This is a genomic window from Lysinibacillus sp. BF-4 (assembly GCF_000743635.1).
GTDB classification, from domain to species: domain Bacteria; phylum Bacillota; class Bacilli; order Bacillales_A; family Planococcaceae; genus Metalysinibacillus; species Metalysinibacillus saudimassiliensis.
This window is the reverse complement of the sequence record NZ_JPUW01000020.1, coordinates 25,569-43,849: the sequence shown is the minus strand read 5'-3', so window position 1 is coordinate 43,849 and position 18,281 is coordinate 25,569. Positions and strand designations below refer to the sequence as shown.

The following is an 18,281-nucleotide window of genomic DNA, read 5'->3' as shown; positions in this document are numbered from 1 at the left end:
AAAAAAGCTTTTACAGCTACCTCACTAATACCCGCTTCGGTCATAGCCTGTGCTACTAACGTTTGGCTCTCCTTATCCACTAAATTGCTGTAGCTTGGTTGCTGAGTAGAGCAACCTGTAAGTAGTACTACAAGTAGTAATGCCAGTAATTTTTTCATTGTCGTGCGCTCCTTTTTCGTACATATCCTTTAACAGACGGCTCACCGCTTAAAAAAGTTGGCAACAAAAAAACGGCCTGCTTATTTCGCAGCCGCTTCTTTTGATGTTAATCGCTCATCAATCAACATGCCCATATCCTCCACAATTAAATCGATTGGTACACCGTCTGTCTCCTCTGAGTAACCGCTGTAATTCTTCACCATCTTGCCTGTTTCGTCTACAAGAAAGAAAGTAACCGAATGTGTAACTTGGTCAGAGTTTGGGTCGTCACGTACTAATTGTTTAGTTGATTTAAACGCATATTGCTCAATATATTTTTGATCATAGCCCGTTAATAACTGCCACTTGCTGTCATCGGGCATTTCGTAACGGCGTAAATACTCCGTTAACACTTCAGGTGAGTCATTTGCTGGGTCTACTGAAAAGCCCACAATCGCATAATCCTCAATCCCCTTTTGCACAAAACGCTCCTGTACTTCCTTCATGTTTTCCATCATAGGTAAGCACACCGTATTACAGTTAGTAAAAATATACATACCTAACCATGGCTTGCCCTTTAAATCCTCAAGCCCTACTTTTTCACCGCGCTGGCTCGTATGATTAAAATCCGCAAGCTCTACACTCATATCTTCTTTAAATGTATAATTACTGCAAGCGCTCACTAGTAGCGTTAGTAAAAGGACTAGCGCAAGCCCCGCCTTGTTGTTCATCATCTTGCCCCCTACCTCTTTAACTCTCTCCATCTTAGCGAATAATGTAAGCGCAAGCAACCTGCTTTGCGTGACACTTTTCCTACGTTTTTGTGAAGCATAACTTCACACTTTTGGTAAATCCACTAAAGCTTGATGGATTGCCTCAAGTTTAGACTCTACACGATGCAGTAAATAAAATGATACAGCAATCGGAAAGCCAATATCGGACAATACATTTACCCACTCCTCCATAAGCGCACCTCCTCTCTACCCCTTAATACGTTGAGCAACAGGGAAAAGCGACAATACGGTTTCGCGCAGTAAAAACGGCAACTTTGTATACCAACTTTGATAGGCGCTATAAGGTGTGGGCGAGCTATATGCCACAATGCCTTGTTGGGCGGCAAGATGCATTGCCCGCTTCATATGTAAGGGATCGCTCACAATAGTATAGGTCGAAAAATGCGTCAGCTCTTTAGCATAGTGCAAGTTTTCGGCTGTGATTTTTGACGTAGTTTCGTAATAAATAACCTCTCTAGGCACACCTTGTGCGAGCGCATAGCGCATGCCAACCTCTGCCTCAGCTAAACTATCCTCTGTACTGCGACCACCTGTAAAAATTAAAGCACCCACGATACCTTGTTTGTAGAGTGATACGGCATGGCGTAACCGTCCTTCAAAAACTGGTGATGGTTGGTCTTCAAACACGGCAGCGCCTAACACAATAGCAGCGTTCGTTGGCGTATTATCTGTTACCTTGCCAAACTGTACAATACTACTACTAAGTAACAACACATAGCATAGCCCTACTACAACTAGCCATTTACTATAACGCATGGGCGCTCCATCCTCACTACTGTAAGCTCACCTGCGCCGTGATTTACGCTATACTCTGCAGTTATGTTAAAGCCTAGCGCTTGATACAATGCCATATTGCGGGTTTCCTTTTTACGCACCTTACATACTAGTGGTTTGTTATAACGTAACAAAGCTAGCACAAGTGCTTTTGCAATACCTTGTCTACGATAGCGCGGGGGAACAGACAAGCGGTAAAAATCAATGTACTCACCTTCTGTAAAACGTACCATCCCTACAGCACCATCACCTTTGTAAGCAACAAGTGCACGCTCCCCTCTAGCTTGCGCTGCCTCAACTGTTGTAAGTTGCTCCTGCAACGCACTTGAGGGTACAACATCTTTAGCATACTCTTCAAAAGCCTGTTGCATGAGGGTATAAACAAGTGCTGCATCCGTTGTTTCTATAATACGCATAAGTCTACCTCCTTAAAATACAAATGTAATGGCGCCTTCTTGTAACATAAGCACCGCATCAAACTTCTTTTTATTTTTGGATGTAAAGCCTTTGAGTTTTGCGGTCTTTCCTTTTTCACATAGTGCTTTAACCATCGTTTCCGTTAATTTTTTACTAGCAATATACAGCGGGAAAGTTTGGTCACAGCCCTCCTTATAACGCGTACACCCATAAAATTTTTGCTTAAACTGAATTTGCCCCTGCTGACATTTAGGGCAACGCGCAATTGGTTCATAGGCACTTTTCTTTTTAGGAAACTGCGTCGCATCAAACGCAAGCTTTGCCATATGTGGTGGTACATCTACTAACATTTGCTCAATAAATTTGCCAATGGTTTGTAAAAATACTTGTGGTGAACCTTCCCCCTCACCAATTTTGTGCAAATATTTTTCCCATTTAGCAGTCATAGAAGGGCTAGCGAGTAATGTACCTTCAAGTGCTTGACATAATAGCTCGCCTTTTGGCGTCAGTGTTACGATGTTTTTTTGTACGCTAATGTACTCATGACGCTTAATCGTTTCAATAATGCCAGCGCGTGTCGCCTCTGTGCCAATCCCCTCTACCTGTTTAAGTAACTCTGCCTCTTCTTCGTCTTCAATTTGCTTCCCTGCCGTCTTCATCATGGCAATTAAATCGCCTTCCGTATAAGGCTTAGGCGGTGTTGTCTTTCCTTCTGTAATCGCAGGGACAACTGCCACTTGTTCACCTTTAGTTACTGTCGGTAGTAGTACGTCCTTCATCTTACTCGGGTATACTTGATGCCAGCCTAGCACCTTTTCGGTTTTCCCAATAGTAGTAAACGGTAATTGCTTGACCATTGTCCGAATGGTTGTTTCTTCATACTCGTAATAAGGTAATAACATCGCTACTACCGAGCGTACAATCTCCTCATAAATATTGCGCTCATCCTTGTTCATACCCGCAAGTTTAGGAATTTTTTTAGTCGGAATGATAGCATAATGCTCTCCTGCATTTGCTTGCACAAAACGCTTATGACTGCGGCGGTTTTCAGGTGATGCTGTAATACCAAGTACTGCGCTATAATCCGAAAACTGAGCCGCTATATAATCATATTCACTTGGTGTAATAACTTGAGAGTCTGTACGTGGATACGAAATATATTTTTTATCATAAAGGCTCTGTGCTAACTGAAGCGTTTTAGACGGGCTATATTTAAAACGACGGTTAGCTGCTGTTTGCAACGTAGACAAGGCATGTAACTTAGGCGGCGCTACTTTTTTTACGACTTGTGCTACCTCGCTACTCCCCCCTCATCAGGGTTTGTCAAACCGTGCTGCTTAATTAGTGCTAGTACTTCCTCGCGCTTCGTTGTCTTTATTTTTGCTTTCCCTTTATAAATGCCACTATGCGCAGTAAAGGTAGCTTCTAACTCATAAAAGGTTTCAACGACAAAGTTTTTAATCGCTTGCGCTCGCTCATAAATCAAATACACGGTTGGCGACTGCACCCGACCAATCGGTAAATAGCTACCAAAGCCACGCTCCTGTAACAGTAATGTATACAAGCGGCTCCCATTCATCCCTACAAGCCAGTCACTAATTTGGCGCGTCTTAGCCTCGTGGTACATGCGCTTATCACGCGCATCATCTTGCAGGTGATGAAATGCCTTGCGTACCTCATCCACTTCTAATGATGATAGCCATAACCGCTTCATAGGCTTATGCTTTGCCTTAGTGAGCTGAATAATAGAATGAAAGATGTTAGAGCCCTCACGCTCAGCATCACACGCATTAATGAGCACATCTACATCCGCGCGCTCTACCAAACGCTTAATTGTTTGAAACTGCTCACGCGTTTTATAACTCACCTTATGCTCAAAGCGCTCAGGTAAAATGGGTAAATTTTTTAGCGACCAGCGATCCCATTTTTTATCGTAAGCCTTTGGCTCAACAAGTTCTACTAAATGGCCAACTGCCCACGTAATAAATGCGCCTTGCGGAAACATTTTACTCTCCGCTAATTCAATATAGTTTTTTTCCTTTTTCTTGACGGTAAACGCATCTGCATAAGCTCTCGCCTGCGACGGCTTCTCCGCTACAATTACTACATATCCCATTAGGTCAGCCTCCTTTATTATAGACTTTGTATGATACTCACTTAACAAACGAATGAAGTAAGTATCAAATAATATATTTTCTAGGTTGTGTTAATACGCTTCGATTTTGCCAGAGCTAAACAAAAAGAGGTAGCGAAATCGCCATACCTTATCATAGTATATTTACGTATGAGAAATAAGTTTAAGCGGTATTATTTTCACAAAATTTCTCAACAGGAATTGTTAAGGCAATAAAAAATGTTAAAGGTTAAACTCACAACTGCTTATAAGGAACAACTTGATTAGGCATGTTTTTAGAAAGCTTTCTTACTTTGGGTAGTGACATTAAAAACTGTAAAGCGCATGTTGTCACGTATCGTCTGCGCTATTACTAGAAAGTGCTCAACTACTCTACATAGTTACTTTGCTATTTTTTCGTCATGTATAATGAAAAAAAGCGCGCTGACTGGGGTCAGCACGCTATGTTCATTTACTTATAGTGGAATGTTACCATGTTTCTTTTCTGGACGGTCTTCATGTTTATTGCGTAACATTTCTAGTGATTGAATTAATTTAATACGTGTTTCGCGTGGGTCAATAACGTCATCAACCATACCGCGTGAAGCTGCTACATATGGGTTAGCGAACTTCTCTTTATATTCATCAATACGTGCTGCACGTGTTGCCTCTGGGTCGTCAGAGTTAGCAATCTCGCGCGCAAAGATAATGTTAGCTGCACCAGCTGCACCCATTACTGCGATTTCCGCATTTGGCCAAGAGAATACAAGATCAGCGCCAATTGCTTTTGAGTTAAGCGCTACATAAGCACCACCATAAGCCTTACGTAAAATGACTGTAATTTTTGGTACAGTTGCTTCTGAGTAAGCGTAAAGGATTTTAGCACCGTGACGAATAATACCACCATGCTCTTGTTTAACACCTGGGAAGAAGCCTGATACGTCTTCAAATGTGATGATTGGAATATTGTAAGCATCACATGTGCGGATAAAACGTGCTGCCTTGTCAGATGAGTCAATATCAAGACCACCTGCAAGTACTTTTGGTTGGTTACATACTAAACCAACTGACTCACCCGCAATACGTGCGAAACCGACAACAACGTTTTTCGCAAACTCTGCATGTACTTCCATAAATGAATCAGGGTCAACGACATGCGCAAGCACTTTACGTACATCATACGGACGTGTTGGATCAATTGGTAGTGAATCAATGATTTCCGCACGGTAGTTATCGCCCTTAGGCGCTTTTTGCATTGGCGTTTTTTCTTTATTATTTTGTGGTAAGTAACTAAGTAGCTGATGAATTTGTTTAATTGCCTCATGCTCGCTTGGTGCGCGGAAATGAGCGTTACCACTTACCGCGTTATTTACTTTCGAACCACCAAGGTCCTCAGCCGAGATTTTTTCACCTGTTACTGTTTCGATTACTTTTGGTCCTGTAATAAACATTTGTGATGTTTTATCAACCATTAAAATAAAGTCTGTAATCGCTGGCGAGTAAACTGCACCACCCGCACATGGCCCCATAATTACCGATAATTGTGGGATTACGCCCGAGTAAATTGAGTTACGGTAGAAGATGTGACCGTAGCCGTCAAGTGATAATACACCCTCTTGAATACGCGCACCACCTGAGTCATTGATGCCAATGAATGGTGTACCATTTTTTGCAGCTAAATCCATAACTGTTGCGATTTTTTTAGCGTGCATTTCACCTAAAGCGCCTCCAAAAACAGTAAAGTCTTGTGAGAATAAGTAAACAGGGCGTCCGTTAATTTTACCGTAACCTGTTACAACACCATCACCAGGTCCCTCCATTTTTTCCATACCAAAATCGACAGTACGGTGTGTAATGAATGGGTTGATTTCGAAGAATGTACCTTCATCTAAAAGTAAGTTAATACGCTCACGTGCAGTTAATTTACCTTTATCATGTTGGCGTTGAATACGGTCATAGCCGCCTCCAAGCTCGATTTCTGTTTTGCGGTCATACAATTCGTGAATTTTATCAAACATATCCATGATTACTTATCCCCTTTTCCACTTTTATCGCATAATTCGTAAAGCACACCATAAGAGCTCTTAGGGTGTAAGAAAGCTACTTCTGCACCGCCAGCACCTGGTCCTGGCTCTTCTGATAGTAAGCGTACGCCTTTGTCTCGTAGCTCCTGCATGCGTTCACGAATACCTGTAACACCAAATGCGATGTGATGAATCCCCTCACCGCGTTTTTCAATGAAGCCATGAATGGCACTTGTTTCAGCCATTGGCTCAAGCAATTCGATTTTTACATTACCTGCATCAATAAAGGCAACTCGTACCTTTTGTGATTCAACTTCTTCAACTTTTAAAAGTTTAAGTCCTAATGTCTCAGTGTAGTACGAAATACGTTCGTCTAAATTTCGTACTGCAATCCCGATGTGGTCAACCTTCTCCATCCGTCACATCTCCTTCTGTTATGGTACATCTTCTATACTACCTATTTTTGTCCGAAAATTCTACCACTTGAGAAATTTTCATGTTTTGTTTAAACTGTTAATATGAAAAGAAGGAGCGAGCGAGCATGAGTAATAAAAAATTCCAGAAAATCGTTGTGTATTCTATGGTGATTATTATGCTAGTATCAACTATTGGCATGGGTCTAGCAATGATGTTATAAGAAGTGGCGTCTACTGTAGTAGACGCTATTTTTTTATGTCTAAGCCTTTAAACCCCTGCTTAATGACTAAATACTTATCCATTTCTTCAATGAATTGATAGAGCGAAGCCTGCGCTACAAACTGCTCGTGATTTTTTGGCATGGGCATTAGCGCAAAATCCTTACGCACTGCCTCCAAATGCTCCCGAAACAAACTAGCTGTATTGCCTGAATGCACATGTTTGGCTAGCTCATCCAAAAAGTTCGCGACAAGCGTTGCTTCTTGTACTACAACAGGTAATGTTGTCACTTTTGGCAAAATTCTGTCGATGATTTCGAGTTGCTCTTCCCGCATATCAAAATAATGATAATAGCTATTACTATGACGGGTTAAGTGGTTCTCGACGTCCTTAAATGCCAGTGACTTTGCTTCGTTAAGTAGTTGCTCCGCCTCAATTAATTGATGCCCATCCCATAATGAATCACCCGTACGTAAATATACGGCGACTTCTGTGAATATTTCCGTATATAATCGTTCGATTTTAATACGGTATTTTTCGAGCGTGCTCGTAATATCTCCCATATACATATTAACTATAAGCCCTGTGCCATAACCAATTGCCATTAATGACAACTCATTTTGCAAAAGTGCTAGTGTAAAATGTTGCGCATCAAAGAGATGCAATATAATAACGGCACTTGATACAAAGCCTGCCGATACTTTTAACGATACAATGGTTGGAATAAAGACAATAAGCATTAACCCTAAAACTATAGGGTGATAGCCTAGTAGCTCAAAAAATATAAAAGCAAAGAGCATACCCACTAAACTTGCCACCGCGCGCGTATATACCGCATGCAATGATTTTTTTCGTGTTTGCTGAATACATAATATCGTTAAAATACCTGCTGATACATAGTAATCAAGACCAAAATAATTCGCTAATGCTATCGCAATGGTAGTGCCCACTGCTGTTTTCAATGTACGGTACCCGATGGAAAAGCGTTTCAACAATGCGCCTCCTCGAAATAATACAATATGTGAAATATTGCAAAAATTGAATGTAGAGAAAGGGGCGAGATGCCCCTATTCTTTAGATTTCTTCGCAATACTCTTCGAAATTACCTTGTAAGTTAGTAATTACAGACACTACTGCATGACCTTCGATTTCGTAGCGACCAACTTCAGCTACAACTTCACCGTCTTTTAATAAAACAAATGATGGTGATGATGGTAAGTGATCCTCACCAAAGTGGTAGCGTGCTGCTGCTGTTGCTTCTTTATCTTGACCCGCAAATACAGTTACTAAATGGTCAGGGCGTTTGTCATAATGAACAGCTTGAGCTGCTGCTGGACGTGCGATACTGCCCGCACAACCACATACTGAGTTAACCATTACAAGCGTTGTACCTTTGCGAGCGATTGCCGCCTCAACGTCTTCTGGTGTTGTCAGTTGCTCATAGCCCGCTGCTTCCATTTCAGCGCGTGCTGTTTTTGTAATTTCTTGCATAAATAAATCGTAATCCATATTCATGTAGATTAGCTCCTTTCAAGTACCACTTAATCATAGCAGTTACTTGATAATTATGCATTACTGAATGTCCGAGATTTACTCCGATTGTTTAAACAATGTTTCTACGCCTTGTGTAACTGTTAATTTGCCTTGTAAAATTTGCTTTTCCAAACCTTGTACCTGTTGCTTTTTCGTTGCATCCCCGTAAAAGGTATCAATTAAATGATCTGTAATCATCGAGTGGAACCAATCCTTGGTTTGCACTTGACGACGTGTAGACCATACATTGTTAGCCTCCACTGTTGCTTTAAAATCTGTAATCATATCCCAAACGGTATCTAAGCCGCGCCCTTCATAAGAGCTAACAGGAACAGCTGTCGTAATCCAGCCTGGTGTTGATGGCTGTAAGAAGTGCAAAATTTGCTTGTATTCTGCTACTGTGCGTTTTGCTAAGCGAACGTTGTCGCCATCTGCCTTATGCACAATAATACCGTCTGCAAGCTCCATAATACCCTTCTTCATGCCTTGTAGTTCATCCCCTGCACCTGTTAATACAAGTAATAGGAAAAAGTCGACCATACCACGCACATACGTTTCACTTTGCCCTACGCCAACGGTTTCGATTAAAATCACATCATAACCTGCCGCTTCACAAAGTAACATCGTCTCGCGTGTTTTTTTGTGTACACCACCAAGCGTACCTGCTGATGGTGAAGGACGTACAAAGGCGTTAGGTTGCTTAACTAACTCCTCCATACGCGTTTTATCACCTAAAATACTACCTCCTGATAAAGATGAGCTAGGGTCAATGGCTAACACGGCAACGCGCTTGCCTGCCTCCGCCAACATCGTACCAAAGGCCTCAATAAACGAACTTTTACCCGCACCAGGCACGCCTGTAATGCCAATACGAATACTGTTGCCTGTATAGGCTAGCAGTTCTTGTAGCAATGCTTGTGCTTGGATTTTGTGCTGAGGGTTTGAGCTCTCAATAAGTGTAATCGCTTTTGCTAAATCAAGGCGAGAGCCGGCGCGCACACGCTCGGCAATGCCTTTAATATCTAAATCCGCTTGCTTTTTCTTACGAAATTTCTTTGGTGCACTCGCCTGCATACCGTCGTGGTTAGTACCTACTCCGTCCATTACATATAATGCACTTTCTTCTTGCTTCATTACTTCGACACTTCCTCGTAACCTAGGCGACGATACACTTCTTCAAGTGTTTTTTGTGCCGATACAGGGATTACTGTACCAGGGCCAAAAATCGCTGAGGCTCCGTTAGCATATAAGAAATCATAATCTTGCGCAGGAATAACCCCACCACAAACGATAACAATATCACTGCGACCTAGCTTATCTAGTTCGCCGTATAACTCAGGCACGAGTGTTTTATGTCCCGCTGCTAATGAAGATACACCAACAACGTGAACATCATTTTCTACCGCCATTTGTGCTGTTTCGGCTGGCGTCATAAATAATGGTGAAATATCAACGTCAAAGCCCATGTCCGCATAAGCTGTTGAAATTACTTTAGCACCGCGGTCATGACCATCTTGCCCCATTTTTGCTACTAAAATACGTGGGCGACGACCTTCGTTTTCTTCAAACTCTTCTGTCATCTGCTTAATTTCGCGTAACTGCTCCTCATCAGAGAAGTTAGACGAGTAAATACCTGAAATCGAACGAATTACAGCCTTATGGCGTCCTGATACATCTTCCACAGCGTCTGAAATCTCTCCTAACGAAGCACGTGCGCGCGCTGCATCTACAGCTACAGCTAATAAGTTTTCTGCACCTGTTTTTGCTGCTGCCGTTAAGCGTGCTAAATGTTTTTGTACTTCTGCTTCATCACGATTAGCCTTCATCGTGTTAAGGCGCTCGATTTGTTTTTGACGTACAAGTGTATTATCAATATCTAAAATATCAATTGGCTCTTCCACATCTAAGCGGTATTTGTTAACGCCAACGATTGTTTCGGTTTTAGAGTCAATTTTTGCTTGGCGTTTCGCTGCAGCTTCTTCGACCTTCATTTTTGGCAGCCCTGTGTCAATTGCTTTAGCCATACCGCCTAGCTCTTCAATTTCTTCAATTAATGCCCAAGCTGACTTCGTAATCTCATCCGTTAACTTCTCTACATAATACGAGCCGCCCCATGGGTCGATTACTTTTGTCATGCCTGTTTCTTCTTGTAGGAATAACTGCGTATTACGCGCAATACGTGCTGAGAAATCAGTCGGTAAAGCGATTGCCTCATCAAGTGCGTTTGTATGCAATGATTGCGTATGTCCCATTGAAGAAGCATTTGCTTCGAATAATGTACGCGCTACGTTATTGAACGGGTCTTGCTCAGTTAATGACCAACCCGATGTTTGTGAGTGTGTACGTAATGCTAGCGTTTTTGTATTTTTAGGGTTAAATGTTGACATCATTTGTGCCCAAATACGACGTGCCGCACGCATTTTTGCAACTTCCATATAGTAGTTCATACCGATTGCCCAGAAGAAAGATAGACGCGGTGCAAATGAGTCAATATCAATACCGGCTTTTAAACCTGTACGCACGTACTCTAAGCCATCTGCTAACGTGTAAGCTAGCTCAATATCATTAGTAGCGCCCGCTTCTTGGATATGGTAACCCGAAATCGAAATCGAGTTAAATTTCGGCATAAATTTACTTGTATACTCAAAAATATCGGCAATAATTTGCATCGACATTGCTGGTGGGTAAATATACGTGTTACGTACCATGTACTCTTTTAAAATATCATTTTGAATCGTACCCGCAAGTTTTTCTGGCCCTACACCTTGCTCCTCTGCCGCTACAATGTAGAAAGCTAGGATAGGTAGTACAGCACCGTTCATTGTCATAGATACTGACATTTGATCAAGTGGGATAGAGTCAAATAAAATTTTCATATCTTCGATTGAGTCAATAGCAACACCAGCTTTACCTACGTCACCTGTTACACGAGGGTGATCTGAGTCATAGCCACGGTGTGTTGCAAGGTCAAAGGCTACAGATAAACCTTTTTGCCCCATCGCAAGGTTACGCTTATAAAAGGCGTTTGATTCTTCTGCTGTAGAGAAACCTGCGTATTGGCGTACTGTCCAAGGTCGTGCAACATACATCGTAGGGTATGGGCCACGTGTATTAGGCGCAACACCTGATACGTCTTTAAGGTGCTTAACACCTGCTAAGTCCTCCTTCATGTAAACATCTTTAACGTCGATGCCCTCGTTCGTTAAAAAGGTTTCTTCTGAAGCGGCTGGCTGTGTTGTTGTTAAAACTTCTTCAATGTTAACTGCATCAAAATTAGGTTTCATTATTGTTGAACCTCCTTCATGCCTTGTAAAACTGTGTGTAATTTTTCGATAATGTTTTGCCCTGCAAAAACAGCACCATCAAGTCCTGCTTGTTGCCAATCAGCGAGTTGTGCAAATTTACCTGCTACATCCAACTGCATACCCGCTGGTTTCACTTCAACTAGCTGTGGTACAAGCATTTCGGTATTGTCGTTTGTTGCCGCAATTACTACATAGTTTGCGTCCGTTTGCTTTAACCATGCTTGTGCTTCTTCTACAGTTTGTAATGCACCGCTTTGGCTAGCAATAACACCTACTGTATTTACTACACCTGCTACAAAGTCAGCGCGTGGCTTAAAGTCTTTTAACTCACCATAAGTGAGGATAGCTACTTTTGGTTGTGCTGCTACGTATGCTGCACGCAGTGTTTCGAATGGTAATGCTAGACGTAAAACATCTTCAAACACAGGGTTTGTATCTGTTGGTAGCTCATCTGCTGGATTAGCATAAATATTTGTACCAATTAGTGATGTTTTGCGTGTTTCAATTGCCTTAATACGTTGTTGGTAAGTTTCGTCAAGCATCGCTTGTAGTTCACCTGATGCTTTAAATGCGTCAAAACCGCCCTTTGATTGAATCGTTAAGAATAATGCCCACGCTTCTTTTACAAAATCAGCTGTTAATGACTCAATAAAGTAAGAGCCACCTGCTGGATCTGTTACGCGCATTACGTGTGTCTCCTCTTTTAGTACAAGTGACACATTACGTGCAATACGAACGGATTGGCCTGTTGGTTTTGTTAATACATCATGCGGATGTACCGTAAAGTACTCTGCCCCACCAATAGCACCTGATAACGCTTCGTTGCCACCACGTAATAGGTTCACGTATACGTCTAACTTCGAGTAGCTACGCACTGATGTTTCGGCTGCAGTTGGGACAATAAAGTCCTCTGTTACGCCATAAGCTGACATAAACGCCTTCCATAACACCTTAAACGCACGTAACTTTGCGATCTCTGTAAAGAATTGTGTGTCAATACCGAATGTTACGAAAAATTTACTTGCAAATGTTTCAAAGCTTTGTGCTTCGTCTGCATATTTTGCAGCGAGTGCTAATGCCAAAGCAAGCTCTTGTACAGCGTTAGCGCCTTTATTATGGAATGGTAGTGTGTCTGCCGCAATTGTGCGCACATTAGGGAAATCAACCGTAACGGCTACAGGGCTTAACACTAAACCTGTAATTTCTTTATGTTGAACAAAGTCAAAGACACTAAGTAATGCATCATCTGGTCCTTGAACTGTTAGTTTAAATGAATATTCAGTAAAATATTGCGCTAGTTGTTGTAGCGTTTCTTTATCCCAATCAAATACTACGCGACTGTCAACTGTGACAACCTCGTTACCCCTTGCTAAACTTTCTTTTAAATCGTGTAAAAACTCCTCACTACTTGCTGCATACACTTGCTGTGCAACCTTAAACGTCGTGTCTTCACGTAGGGAACGAATCGTAGACACTTGCTTATCTAATTGCTCACCTAACTTTTCAAAAAGCTTTTCTTGCGTATATAGCGGCTCTAATGTTAAACCTTCAATAGTTTTTGTAAATAAACTTTCAAATGGCTTGCCTTTAAGTGCCGTAATCGCATGTTCTTTCCAACTGTCATAAGAGACAGTGTCGAATTGAATTTCTTTCATGTTTTTTGACATGTGGACGCTAAACAGCTTCCCCCCTTAGTAGTTTTCTACAACTATTCTACCGTACAAAGTGAAAAGCGAAAAGGACAAAAAAATAGGAAGCCGTTATATAACAGGCTTCCTCGCAATTCATCAGTAGACTGACATCGTTGACTTATTTGTATTTTCGAGAATTTCCTTTACACGAGCTAAAAATTTGCCGCATACGAGACCATCTAAAATACGGTGGTCTAATGACAAACATAAATTTACGATATCGCGTGCTGCAATCATTCCGCCAGGTAAAATCACAGGTTTTTTAACAATATTTTCAATTTGTAAAATGGCAGCCTGCGGATGATTGATGATCCCCATCGACTGTACCGAACCAAATGAACCTGTATTGTTAACGGTAAACGTACCACCTGACATATCAGCTAGCGTTAATTTACCTTGTTTAGTCTTTTGTGCTAACTCAAAAATATCCTTAGCGATGCCTTTTACCGATTTATCATCCGCATTTTTAATGACAGGAACAAAGAGCGCATCGTCCGTCGCTACTGCGATTGATAGGTTAACGGCTTTCTTTTGGATAATAGTATCGCCTGCCCATGTTGAGTTAAGTGCAGGGAACTCCTTAAGCGCTTGTGCTACAGCTTTTACAAAGAAGGCAAAGTACGTTAGTGAGAAACCTTCACGCGCTTTAAAGTCATCTTTTAAGCTGTCACGATATGCAACTAAATCTGTCACATCAACTTCCATCATCATCCATGCATGTGGAATTTCCGTCACACTGCGTTGCATATTTTTAGCGATAGCTGCGCGCACCTTCGTAACAGGGATAACAATGTCCCCTTCTTCTGCTGTCTGTTGTGCTACAGCTTGAGGTGCTGGCTTTTGCTCTGCTACAGGTGGTGCTAATGTAGGCTCTTCAGCTGGCGCTTGTGTAGCTTGTACAGTTGTGCCACCACCTGCAATAACAGCCTGCACGTCTTTACGTGTAATACGCCCTTGTGCACCGCTGCCTGTAACTTGTGCAAGGTCAATATCATTATCTTGAGCTAAACGAAGCACAGCAGGCGAATAACGCGCCTTCATACCTTCACCTGTAGGTTGTGCGACCTTCATACTTGGTTGCTCAGTTGTAGCCTTTTTCTGTACACCTGCGTTCATAATAGCAGATGAAACACTCGATTCCTTTTTCTTTGGTGCTGGTGGCAACTCACCTTCGACCTCAATCGTACAAACGACTGCGCCTACTGGTACGGTTTCCCCCTCAGCTGTAAGGATTTCACCAATTACACCATCAAATGATGAGGGGACTTCTGCCGTTACTTTATCGGTCGTTACTTCTGCGAGTGAGTCATACTTCTTTACTGTGTCCCCTGGTTTTACTAACCAACGGTCAATCGTACCTTCTGTTACACTTTCGCCAAGTTGTGGCATTACGATATTTTGCGTCATGTCATATCCTCCTTAAAATGCAGCTAGCTCGCGCATCGCACGCTCTACCTTTTCTGGATTAATCATAAACTCTTTTTCCATCGTTGGTGCATACGGCATCGCTGGCACGTCAGGCCCTGCTAAGCGCTTAATTGGTGCATCTAAATCAAATAGGCAATGCTCCGCAATAATTGCCGCCACATCACTAATAATGCTACCCTCTTTATTGTCCTCGGTAATTAATAACACCTTACCTGTCTTGCTTGCCGCTTCGATAATGCCATCCTTATCAAGTGGATAAACTGTACGTAAATCTAGTACATGCACCGAAATACCATCAGCTGCTAGGCGATCTGCTGCTTGTAAAGCAAAGTGAACAGCTAAACCATACGTAATTACCGTAATATCTTCACCTTCACGTTTCACATCAGCCTTGCCTAATGGCAATACATAATCATCCGCAGGAACCTCACCCTTAATTAAACGGTATGCACGCTTATGCTCAAAAAACAGTACAGGGTCTGGGTCACGAATGGCCGCCTTTAATAAACCTTTTGCATCGTATGGCGTTGAAGGTATAACGATTTTAAGCCCAGGTGTGCCCGCAAACAAAGATTCTACCGATTGTGAGTGATATAATGCCCCATGGACACCACCGCCAAATGGCGCACGAATAACCATCGGACATGACCAATCATTATTAGAACGGTAGCGCATCTTTGCCGCTTCCGACACAATTTGGTTTACGGCTGGCATAATAAAGTCCGCAAACTGCATCTCTGCAATAGGACGCATGCCATACATCGCTGCACCAATACCTACGCCTGCAATCGCGCTTTCTGCAAGTGGTGTATCAAGCACACGGTCATGACCAAACTCATCAAATAGCCCCGTTGTCGCTTTAAATACGCCGCCTTTACGTCCAACGTCCTCACCTAAAATAAATACACGCTCATCGCGAAGCATTTCTTCACGCATTGCTAGTGTAATCGCATCAATATAAGACATTACAGCCATTAGACTTCATCCCCCTCTGCATACACATAACGATAAAGGTCCTCTGCTTTAGCATAAGGTGCTGCCTCAGCATAATCTGTTGCATCATTAACCTCTGCCATTACTCGCTCATTAATTTCAGCTAACAAATCATCTGTCGCAATCTCATTTGTTAAAATATAATTTTCAAATAAGTGCACAGGGTCTTTAATAAAGCCCTCTTCAATGTCTTCTGCTGTACGATACTGACGCTGGTCATCATCTGACGAGTGTGCTGTTAAGCGGTAAGTTAGCGTTTCAATCATACTTGGGCCTTCACCGCGTCGCGCACGGTCTGCCGCTTCTTTAACTACTTTATAAACAGCTAACGGGTTTTGCCCATCAACAGTTACGCCTGGCATACCGTAGCCAATCGCACGGTCCGACACTTTTTCACACGCTAGTTGTAACTCTACAGGTACAGAAATGGCATAGTGATTATTTTCGACCATAATAATAACTGGTAATTTATGCACGCCTGCAAAGTTAGCCCCCTCATGGAAGTCACCCTGATTAGACGAACCCTCACCTAATGTGACAAATGATACAAAATTATCACCACTCATACGCCCTGCTAACGCTACACCTACAGCATGTGGTACTTGCGTTGTTACAGGTGAAGAACCTGATAAAATACGGTTTTCTTTTTGGCCAAAGTGCCCTGGCATTTGGCGACCACCCGAGTTAGGGTCCTCCGCCTTAGCAAAAGCTGACAACATTAAATCACGCGCTGTCATACCAAAATGTAAAACTACCCCTAGATCACGGTAATACGGCGCTACATAATCTTTATCCTTATTTAAGGCATAAGCTGCACCTACTTGCGCTGCTTCTTGCCCTTGACAGGAAATAACAAACGGGATTTTACCCGCACGATTTAATAGCCACATACGCTCATCTAAACGACGTGCCATTAACATTGTTTCGTACATCGCAAGTACGTCTTCCTTTGTTAAACCTAAATCCTCATAACGAATTTCTTCCATCCCAACTGCCCCCTTACTTATGAATTGCTAAATTATCGACTGCCATTGATGCCTCCGCAAACACTTCACTCAATGTCGGATGCGGATGAATAGCTAGGCTAATTTCCCATGGTGTCGCATCTAAAACCTTTGCAAGTGATGCCTCCGAAATCATGTCAGTGACATGTGGGCCTACCATATGAACACCTAATAAATCATTCGTTTCTTCGTCTGCAATGACCTTAACAAAACCAACCGTATCGCCATACACTAATGCTTTGCCATTACCTTGGAACGGAAACTTCCCGACTTTAATCGTAAAGCCAGCTTCGCGCGCTTGCTCCTCGCTATAGCCAATACTTGCTGCCTCTGGGTACGAATAAATACAACGCGGAATGTCTAAGCCATCAATATAACGATTTTCGCCCTTAACAATATGCTCAACTGCCGCTACACCTTCATTTGATGCTACATGCGCAAGTTGCACACCACCAATAACATCACCAATTGCATAAATATGTGATTCTTTCGTTTGGTAATGCTTATTTACTTTAATAAAATCATGCTCTGTTTCAATTTCTGTATTTTGCAAACCAATATCTTTAACATTACCTGTGCGGCCAATACTAATAAATAAGCGCTCGCCTGTAAATGACTGCATTTCACCTGCAACGTCCGCCATAATGGCAACACCTTCATCCGTACGTTGGAAACTATCTGGCTTAACTGTTGCACTCGTTACAATTTTAACGCCACGCTCTGTTAATTCTTTAGCCAGTGTTTTAGAGATTTCGCTATCTTCAAGCGGCAATAAGCGATCACCTTGCTCAATGACTGTTACTTCAACCCCAAAATCAATAAACATCGAAGCCCACTCTACACCAATGACACCGCCGCCTACAATAACAATAGACGCTGGTAACTCACGGATATTAAGTGCATGGTCTGAAGTTACAACAACTTCGCCGTCCACAGGAATACCTGCTAGTACACGCGGAGTTGTACCTGTTGCAATAATTACGTTTTTAGGAATTAACATTTGGTTTTCAGTGCCGTCTGCCATCTCTACTGAAACCGTGCCTGGCATTGGTGAAAAGATAGATGGGCCTAAAATACGACCAAAACCTTCATACACATCAATTTTACCTTTTTTCATTAAAGTACGAATGCCATTAAATAATTGCTCAACAATTGCTGCCTTACGCTCTTGTACACGTTCAAAATGTAAAGTAACACCTGTTGTTTGCACGCCAAAATCTGCTGCATCTTCACGCAGTGTACGATAAACCTCTGCACTACGTAGCATTGCCTTACTCGGAATACAGCCACGGTGTAAGCACGTACCTCCCATTGCTACATGCTCTACTATTGCTGTTTTTAAGCCGTACTGTGCTGCGCGAATTGCCGCAACATAGCCACCTGCTCCTCCGCCAATAATGACTAAATCATACTCACTCGCCATAATTCATG

At 42.3% G+C, this 18,281-nt stretch carries 18 protein-coding genes; 1 reads left to right on the top strand and 17 read right to left on the bottom strand.

What is annotated here, in order from left to right:
• Positions 1–239 precede the first annotated feature (239 nt).
• The 8 genes from CH76_RS08075 to mce all read right to left on the bottom strand — a co-directional run bounded on the left by CH76_RS08075 (position 240) and on the right by mce (position 6,676).
• Positions 240–872 (bottom strand): SCO family protein, encoded by a 633-nt coding sequence (locus CH76_RS08075; protein ID WP_036144987.1) that lies wholly within the window; start codon positions 870–872, stop codon positions 240–242.
• Between the two features lie 102 nt (positions 873–974).
• Positions 975–1,103, bottom strand: coding sequence for a YvrJ family protein (locus tag CH76_RS13725; protein ID WP_081892666.1), 129 nt, complete (start codon positions 1,101–1,103; stop codon positions 975–977).
• 15 nt (positions 1,104–1,118) lie between these two features.
• Positions 1,119–1,688 (bottom strand): YdcF family protein, encoded by a 570-nt coding sequence (locus tag CH76_RS08070; RefSeq protein WP_036144986.1) that lies wholly within the window; start codon positions 1,686–1,688, stop codon positions 1,119–1,121.
• Positions 1,667–2,122: a GNAT family N-acetyltransferase gene (locus CH76_RS08065; RefSeq protein ID WP_036144984.1), complete on the bottom strand. Its 456-nt coding sequence runs from the start codon at positions 2,120–2,122 to the stop codon at positions 1,667–1,669. Before CH76_RS08065 ends, CH76_RS08070 begins: the two co-directional genes overlap by 22 nt.
• Before the next feature lie 12 nt (positions 2,123–2,134).
• Positions 2,135–3,373 carry a type IA DNA topoisomerase gene (locus tag CH76_RS14160; RefSeq protein WP_255344101.1) on the bottom strand — a complete coding sequence of 413 codons (1,239 nt, stop codon included), beginning with the start codon at positions 3,371–3,373 and terminating at the stop codon, positions 2,135–2,137.
• Positions 3,374–3,414: 41 nt separating this feature from the next.
• Positions 3,415–4,239, bottom strand: coding sequence for a DNA topoisomerase (locus tag CH76_RS14155; protein ID WP_255344100.1), 825 nt, complete (start codon positions 4,237–4,239; stop codon positions 3,415–3,417).
• Between the two features lie 473 nt (positions 4,240–4,712).
• Positions 4,713–6,260 (bottom strand): acyl-CoA carboxylase subunit beta, encoded by a 1,548-nt coding sequence (locus tag CH76_RS08055; protein ID WP_036144983.1) that lies wholly within the window; start codon positions 6,258–6,260, stop codon positions 4,713–4,715.
• Positions 6,261–6,262: 2 nt separating this feature from the next.
• Positions 6,263–6,676 (bottom strand): methylmalonyl-CoA epimerase, encoded by a 414-nt coding sequence (gene mce, locus CH76_RS08050; RefSeq protein WP_036144981.1) that lies wholly within the window; start codon positions 6,674–6,676, stop codon positions 6,263–6,265.
• 125 nt (positions 6,677–6,801) lie between these two features.
• Here mce and prli42 point away from each other — a divergent pair, with 125 nt between their 5' ends.
• Entirely contained in the window at positions 6,802–6,897 is a 96-nt protein-coding gene (prli42, locus tag CH76_RS13825; RefSeq protein ID WP_152553311.1) for a stressosome-associated protein Prli42, read from the top strand.
• 25 nt (positions 6,898–6,922) lie between these two features.
• On the opposite strand, the gene CH76_RS08045 is transcribed toward prli42, so the two are convergent.
• The 9 genes from CH76_RS08045 to lpdA form a co-directional block, all read right to left on the bottom strand.
• Positions 6,923–7,888 (bottom strand): aromatic acid exporter family protein, encoded by a 966-nt coding sequence (locus CH76_RS08045; protein WP_036144980.1) that lies wholly within the window; start codon positions 7,886–7,888, stop codon positions 6,923–6,925.
• An 82-nt stretch (positions 7,889–7,970) separates the two neighbouring features.
• A complete protein-coding gene (locus tag CH76_RS08040; protein WP_036144979.1) occupies positions 7,971–8,411 on the bottom strand; it encodes a BrxA/BrxB family bacilliredoxin in 441 nt (146 codons plus the stop codon).
• Between the two features lie 75 nt (positions 8,412–8,486).
• Positions 8,487–9,563, bottom strand: coding sequence for a methylmalonyl Co-A mutase-associated GTPase MeaB (gene meaB, locus CH76_RS08035; protein WP_036144977.1), 1,077 nt, complete (start codon positions 9,561–9,563; stop codon positions 8,487–8,489).
• Positions 9,563–11,713 carry a methylmalonyl-CoA mutase gene (scpA, locus tag CH76_RS08030; RefSeq protein ID WP_200877346.1) on the bottom strand — a complete coding sequence of 717 codons (2,151 nt, stop codon included), beginning with the start codon at positions 11,711–11,713 and terminating at the stop codon, positions 9,563–9,565. The genes meaB and scpA overlap by 1 nt, the downstream gene beginning before the upstream one ends.
• Positions 11,713–13,401 (bottom strand): methylmalonyl-CoA mutase family protein, encoded by a 1,689-nt coding sequence (locus tag CH76_RS08025; protein ID WP_036144975.1) that lies wholly within the window; start codon positions 13,399–13,401, stop codon positions 11,713–11,715. The genes scpA and CH76_RS08025 overlap by 1 nt, the downstream gene beginning before the upstream one ends.
• A 120-nt stretch (positions 13,402–13,521) precedes the next feature.
• Positions 13,522–14,832, bottom strand: coding sequence for a dihydrolipoamide acetyltransferase family protein (locus CH76_RS08020; RefSeq protein WP_036144974.1), 1,311 nt, complete (start codon positions 14,830–14,832; stop codon positions 13,522–13,524).
• 12 nt (positions 14,833–14,844) lie between these two features.
• Positions 14,845–15,828, bottom strand: coding sequence for an alpha-ketoacid dehydrogenase subunit beta (locus CH76_RS08015; protein ID WP_036144973.1), 984 nt, complete (start codon positions 15,826–15,828; stop codon positions 14,845–14,847).
• Complete coding sequence (locus tag CH76_RS08010; protein WP_036144972.1) at positions 15,828–16,832, bottom strand: thiamine pyrophosphate-dependent dehydrogenase E1 component subunit alpha; 1,005 nt, start codon at positions 16,830–16,832, stop codon at positions 15,828–15,830. The genes CH76_RS08015 and CH76_RS08010 overlap by 1 nt, the downstream gene beginning before the upstream one ends.
• Before the next feature lie 13 nt (positions 16,833–16,845).
• Positions 16,846–18,273, bottom strand: a complete 1,428-nt coding sequence (gene lpdA, locus CH76_RS08005) for a dihydrolipoyl dehydrogenase (RefSeq protein ID WP_036144971.1) — start codon at positions 18,271–18,273, stop codon at positions 16,846–16,848.
• Positions 18,274–18,281: the final 8 nt, after the last annotated feature.

Excerpts from the sequence above, each read along its gene's own strand:
- scpA (WP_200877346.1), bottom strand. The coding sequence starts at position 11,713 with ATGAAACCTAATTTTGATGCAGTTAACATTGAAGAAGTTTTAACAACA.
- meaB (WP_036144977.1), bottom strand. The coding sequence starts at position 9,563 with ATGAAGCAAGAAGAAAGTGCATTATATGTAATGGACGGAGTAGGTACT.
- CH76_RS14155 (WP_255344100.1), bottom strand. The coding sequence starts at position 4,239 with ATGGGATATGTAGTAATTGTAGCGGAGAAGCCGTCGCAGGCGAGAGCT.
- CH76_RS08070 (WP_036144986.1), bottom strand. The coding sequence starts at position 1,688 with ATGCGTTATAGTAAATGGCTAGTTGTAGTAGGGCTATGCTATGTGTTG.
- CH76_RS08075 (WP_036144987.1), bottom strand. The coding sequence starts at position 872 with ATGATGAACAACAAGGCGGGGCTTGCGCTAGTCCTTTTACTAACGCTA.
- prli42 (WP_152553311.1), top strand. The coding sequence starts at position 6,802 with ATGAGTAATAAAAAATTCCAGAAAATCGTTGTGTATTCTATGGTGATT.
- CH76_RS08065 (WP_036144984.1), bottom strand. The coding sequence starts at position 2,122 with ATGCGTATTATAGAAACAACGGATGCAGCACTTGTTTATACCCTCATG.
- CH76_RS08015 (WP_036144973.1), bottom strand. The coding sequence starts at position 15,828 with ATGGCTGTAATGTCTTATATTGATGCGATTACACTAGCAATGCGTGAA.
- CH76_RS08055 (WP_036144983.1), bottom strand. The coding sequence starts at position 6,260 with ATGGATATGTTTGATAAAATTCACGAATTGTATGACCGCAAAACAGAA.
- CH76_RS08010 (WP_036144972.1), bottom strand. The coding sequence starts at position 16,832 with ATGGAAGAAATTCGTTATGAGGATTTAGGTTTAACAAAGGAAGACGTA.
- lpdA (WP_036144971.1), bottom strand. The coding sequence starts at position 18,273 with ATGGCGAGTGAGTATGATTTAGTCATTATTGGCGGAGGAGCAGGTGGC.
- CH76_RS13725 (WP_081892666.1), bottom strand. The coding sequence starts at position 1,103 with ATGGAGGAGTGGGTAAATGTATTGTCCGATATTGGCTTTCCGATTGCT.
- CH76_RS08040 (WP_036144979.1), bottom strand. The coding sequence starts at position 8,411 with ATGAATATGGATTACGATTTATTTATGCAAGAAATTACAAAAACAGCA.
- CH76_RS08025 (WP_036144975.1), bottom strand. The coding sequence starts at position 13,401 with ATGTCAAAAAACATGAAAGAAATTCAATTCGACACTGTCTCTTATGAC.
- CH76_RS08020 (WP_036144974.1), bottom strand. The coding sequence starts at position 14,832 with ATGACGCAAAATATCGTAATGCCACAACTTGGCGAAAGTGTAACAGAA.
- mce (WP_036144981.1), bottom strand. The coding sequence starts at position 6,676 with ATGGAGAAGGTTGACCACATCGGGATTGCAGTACGAAATTTAGACGAA.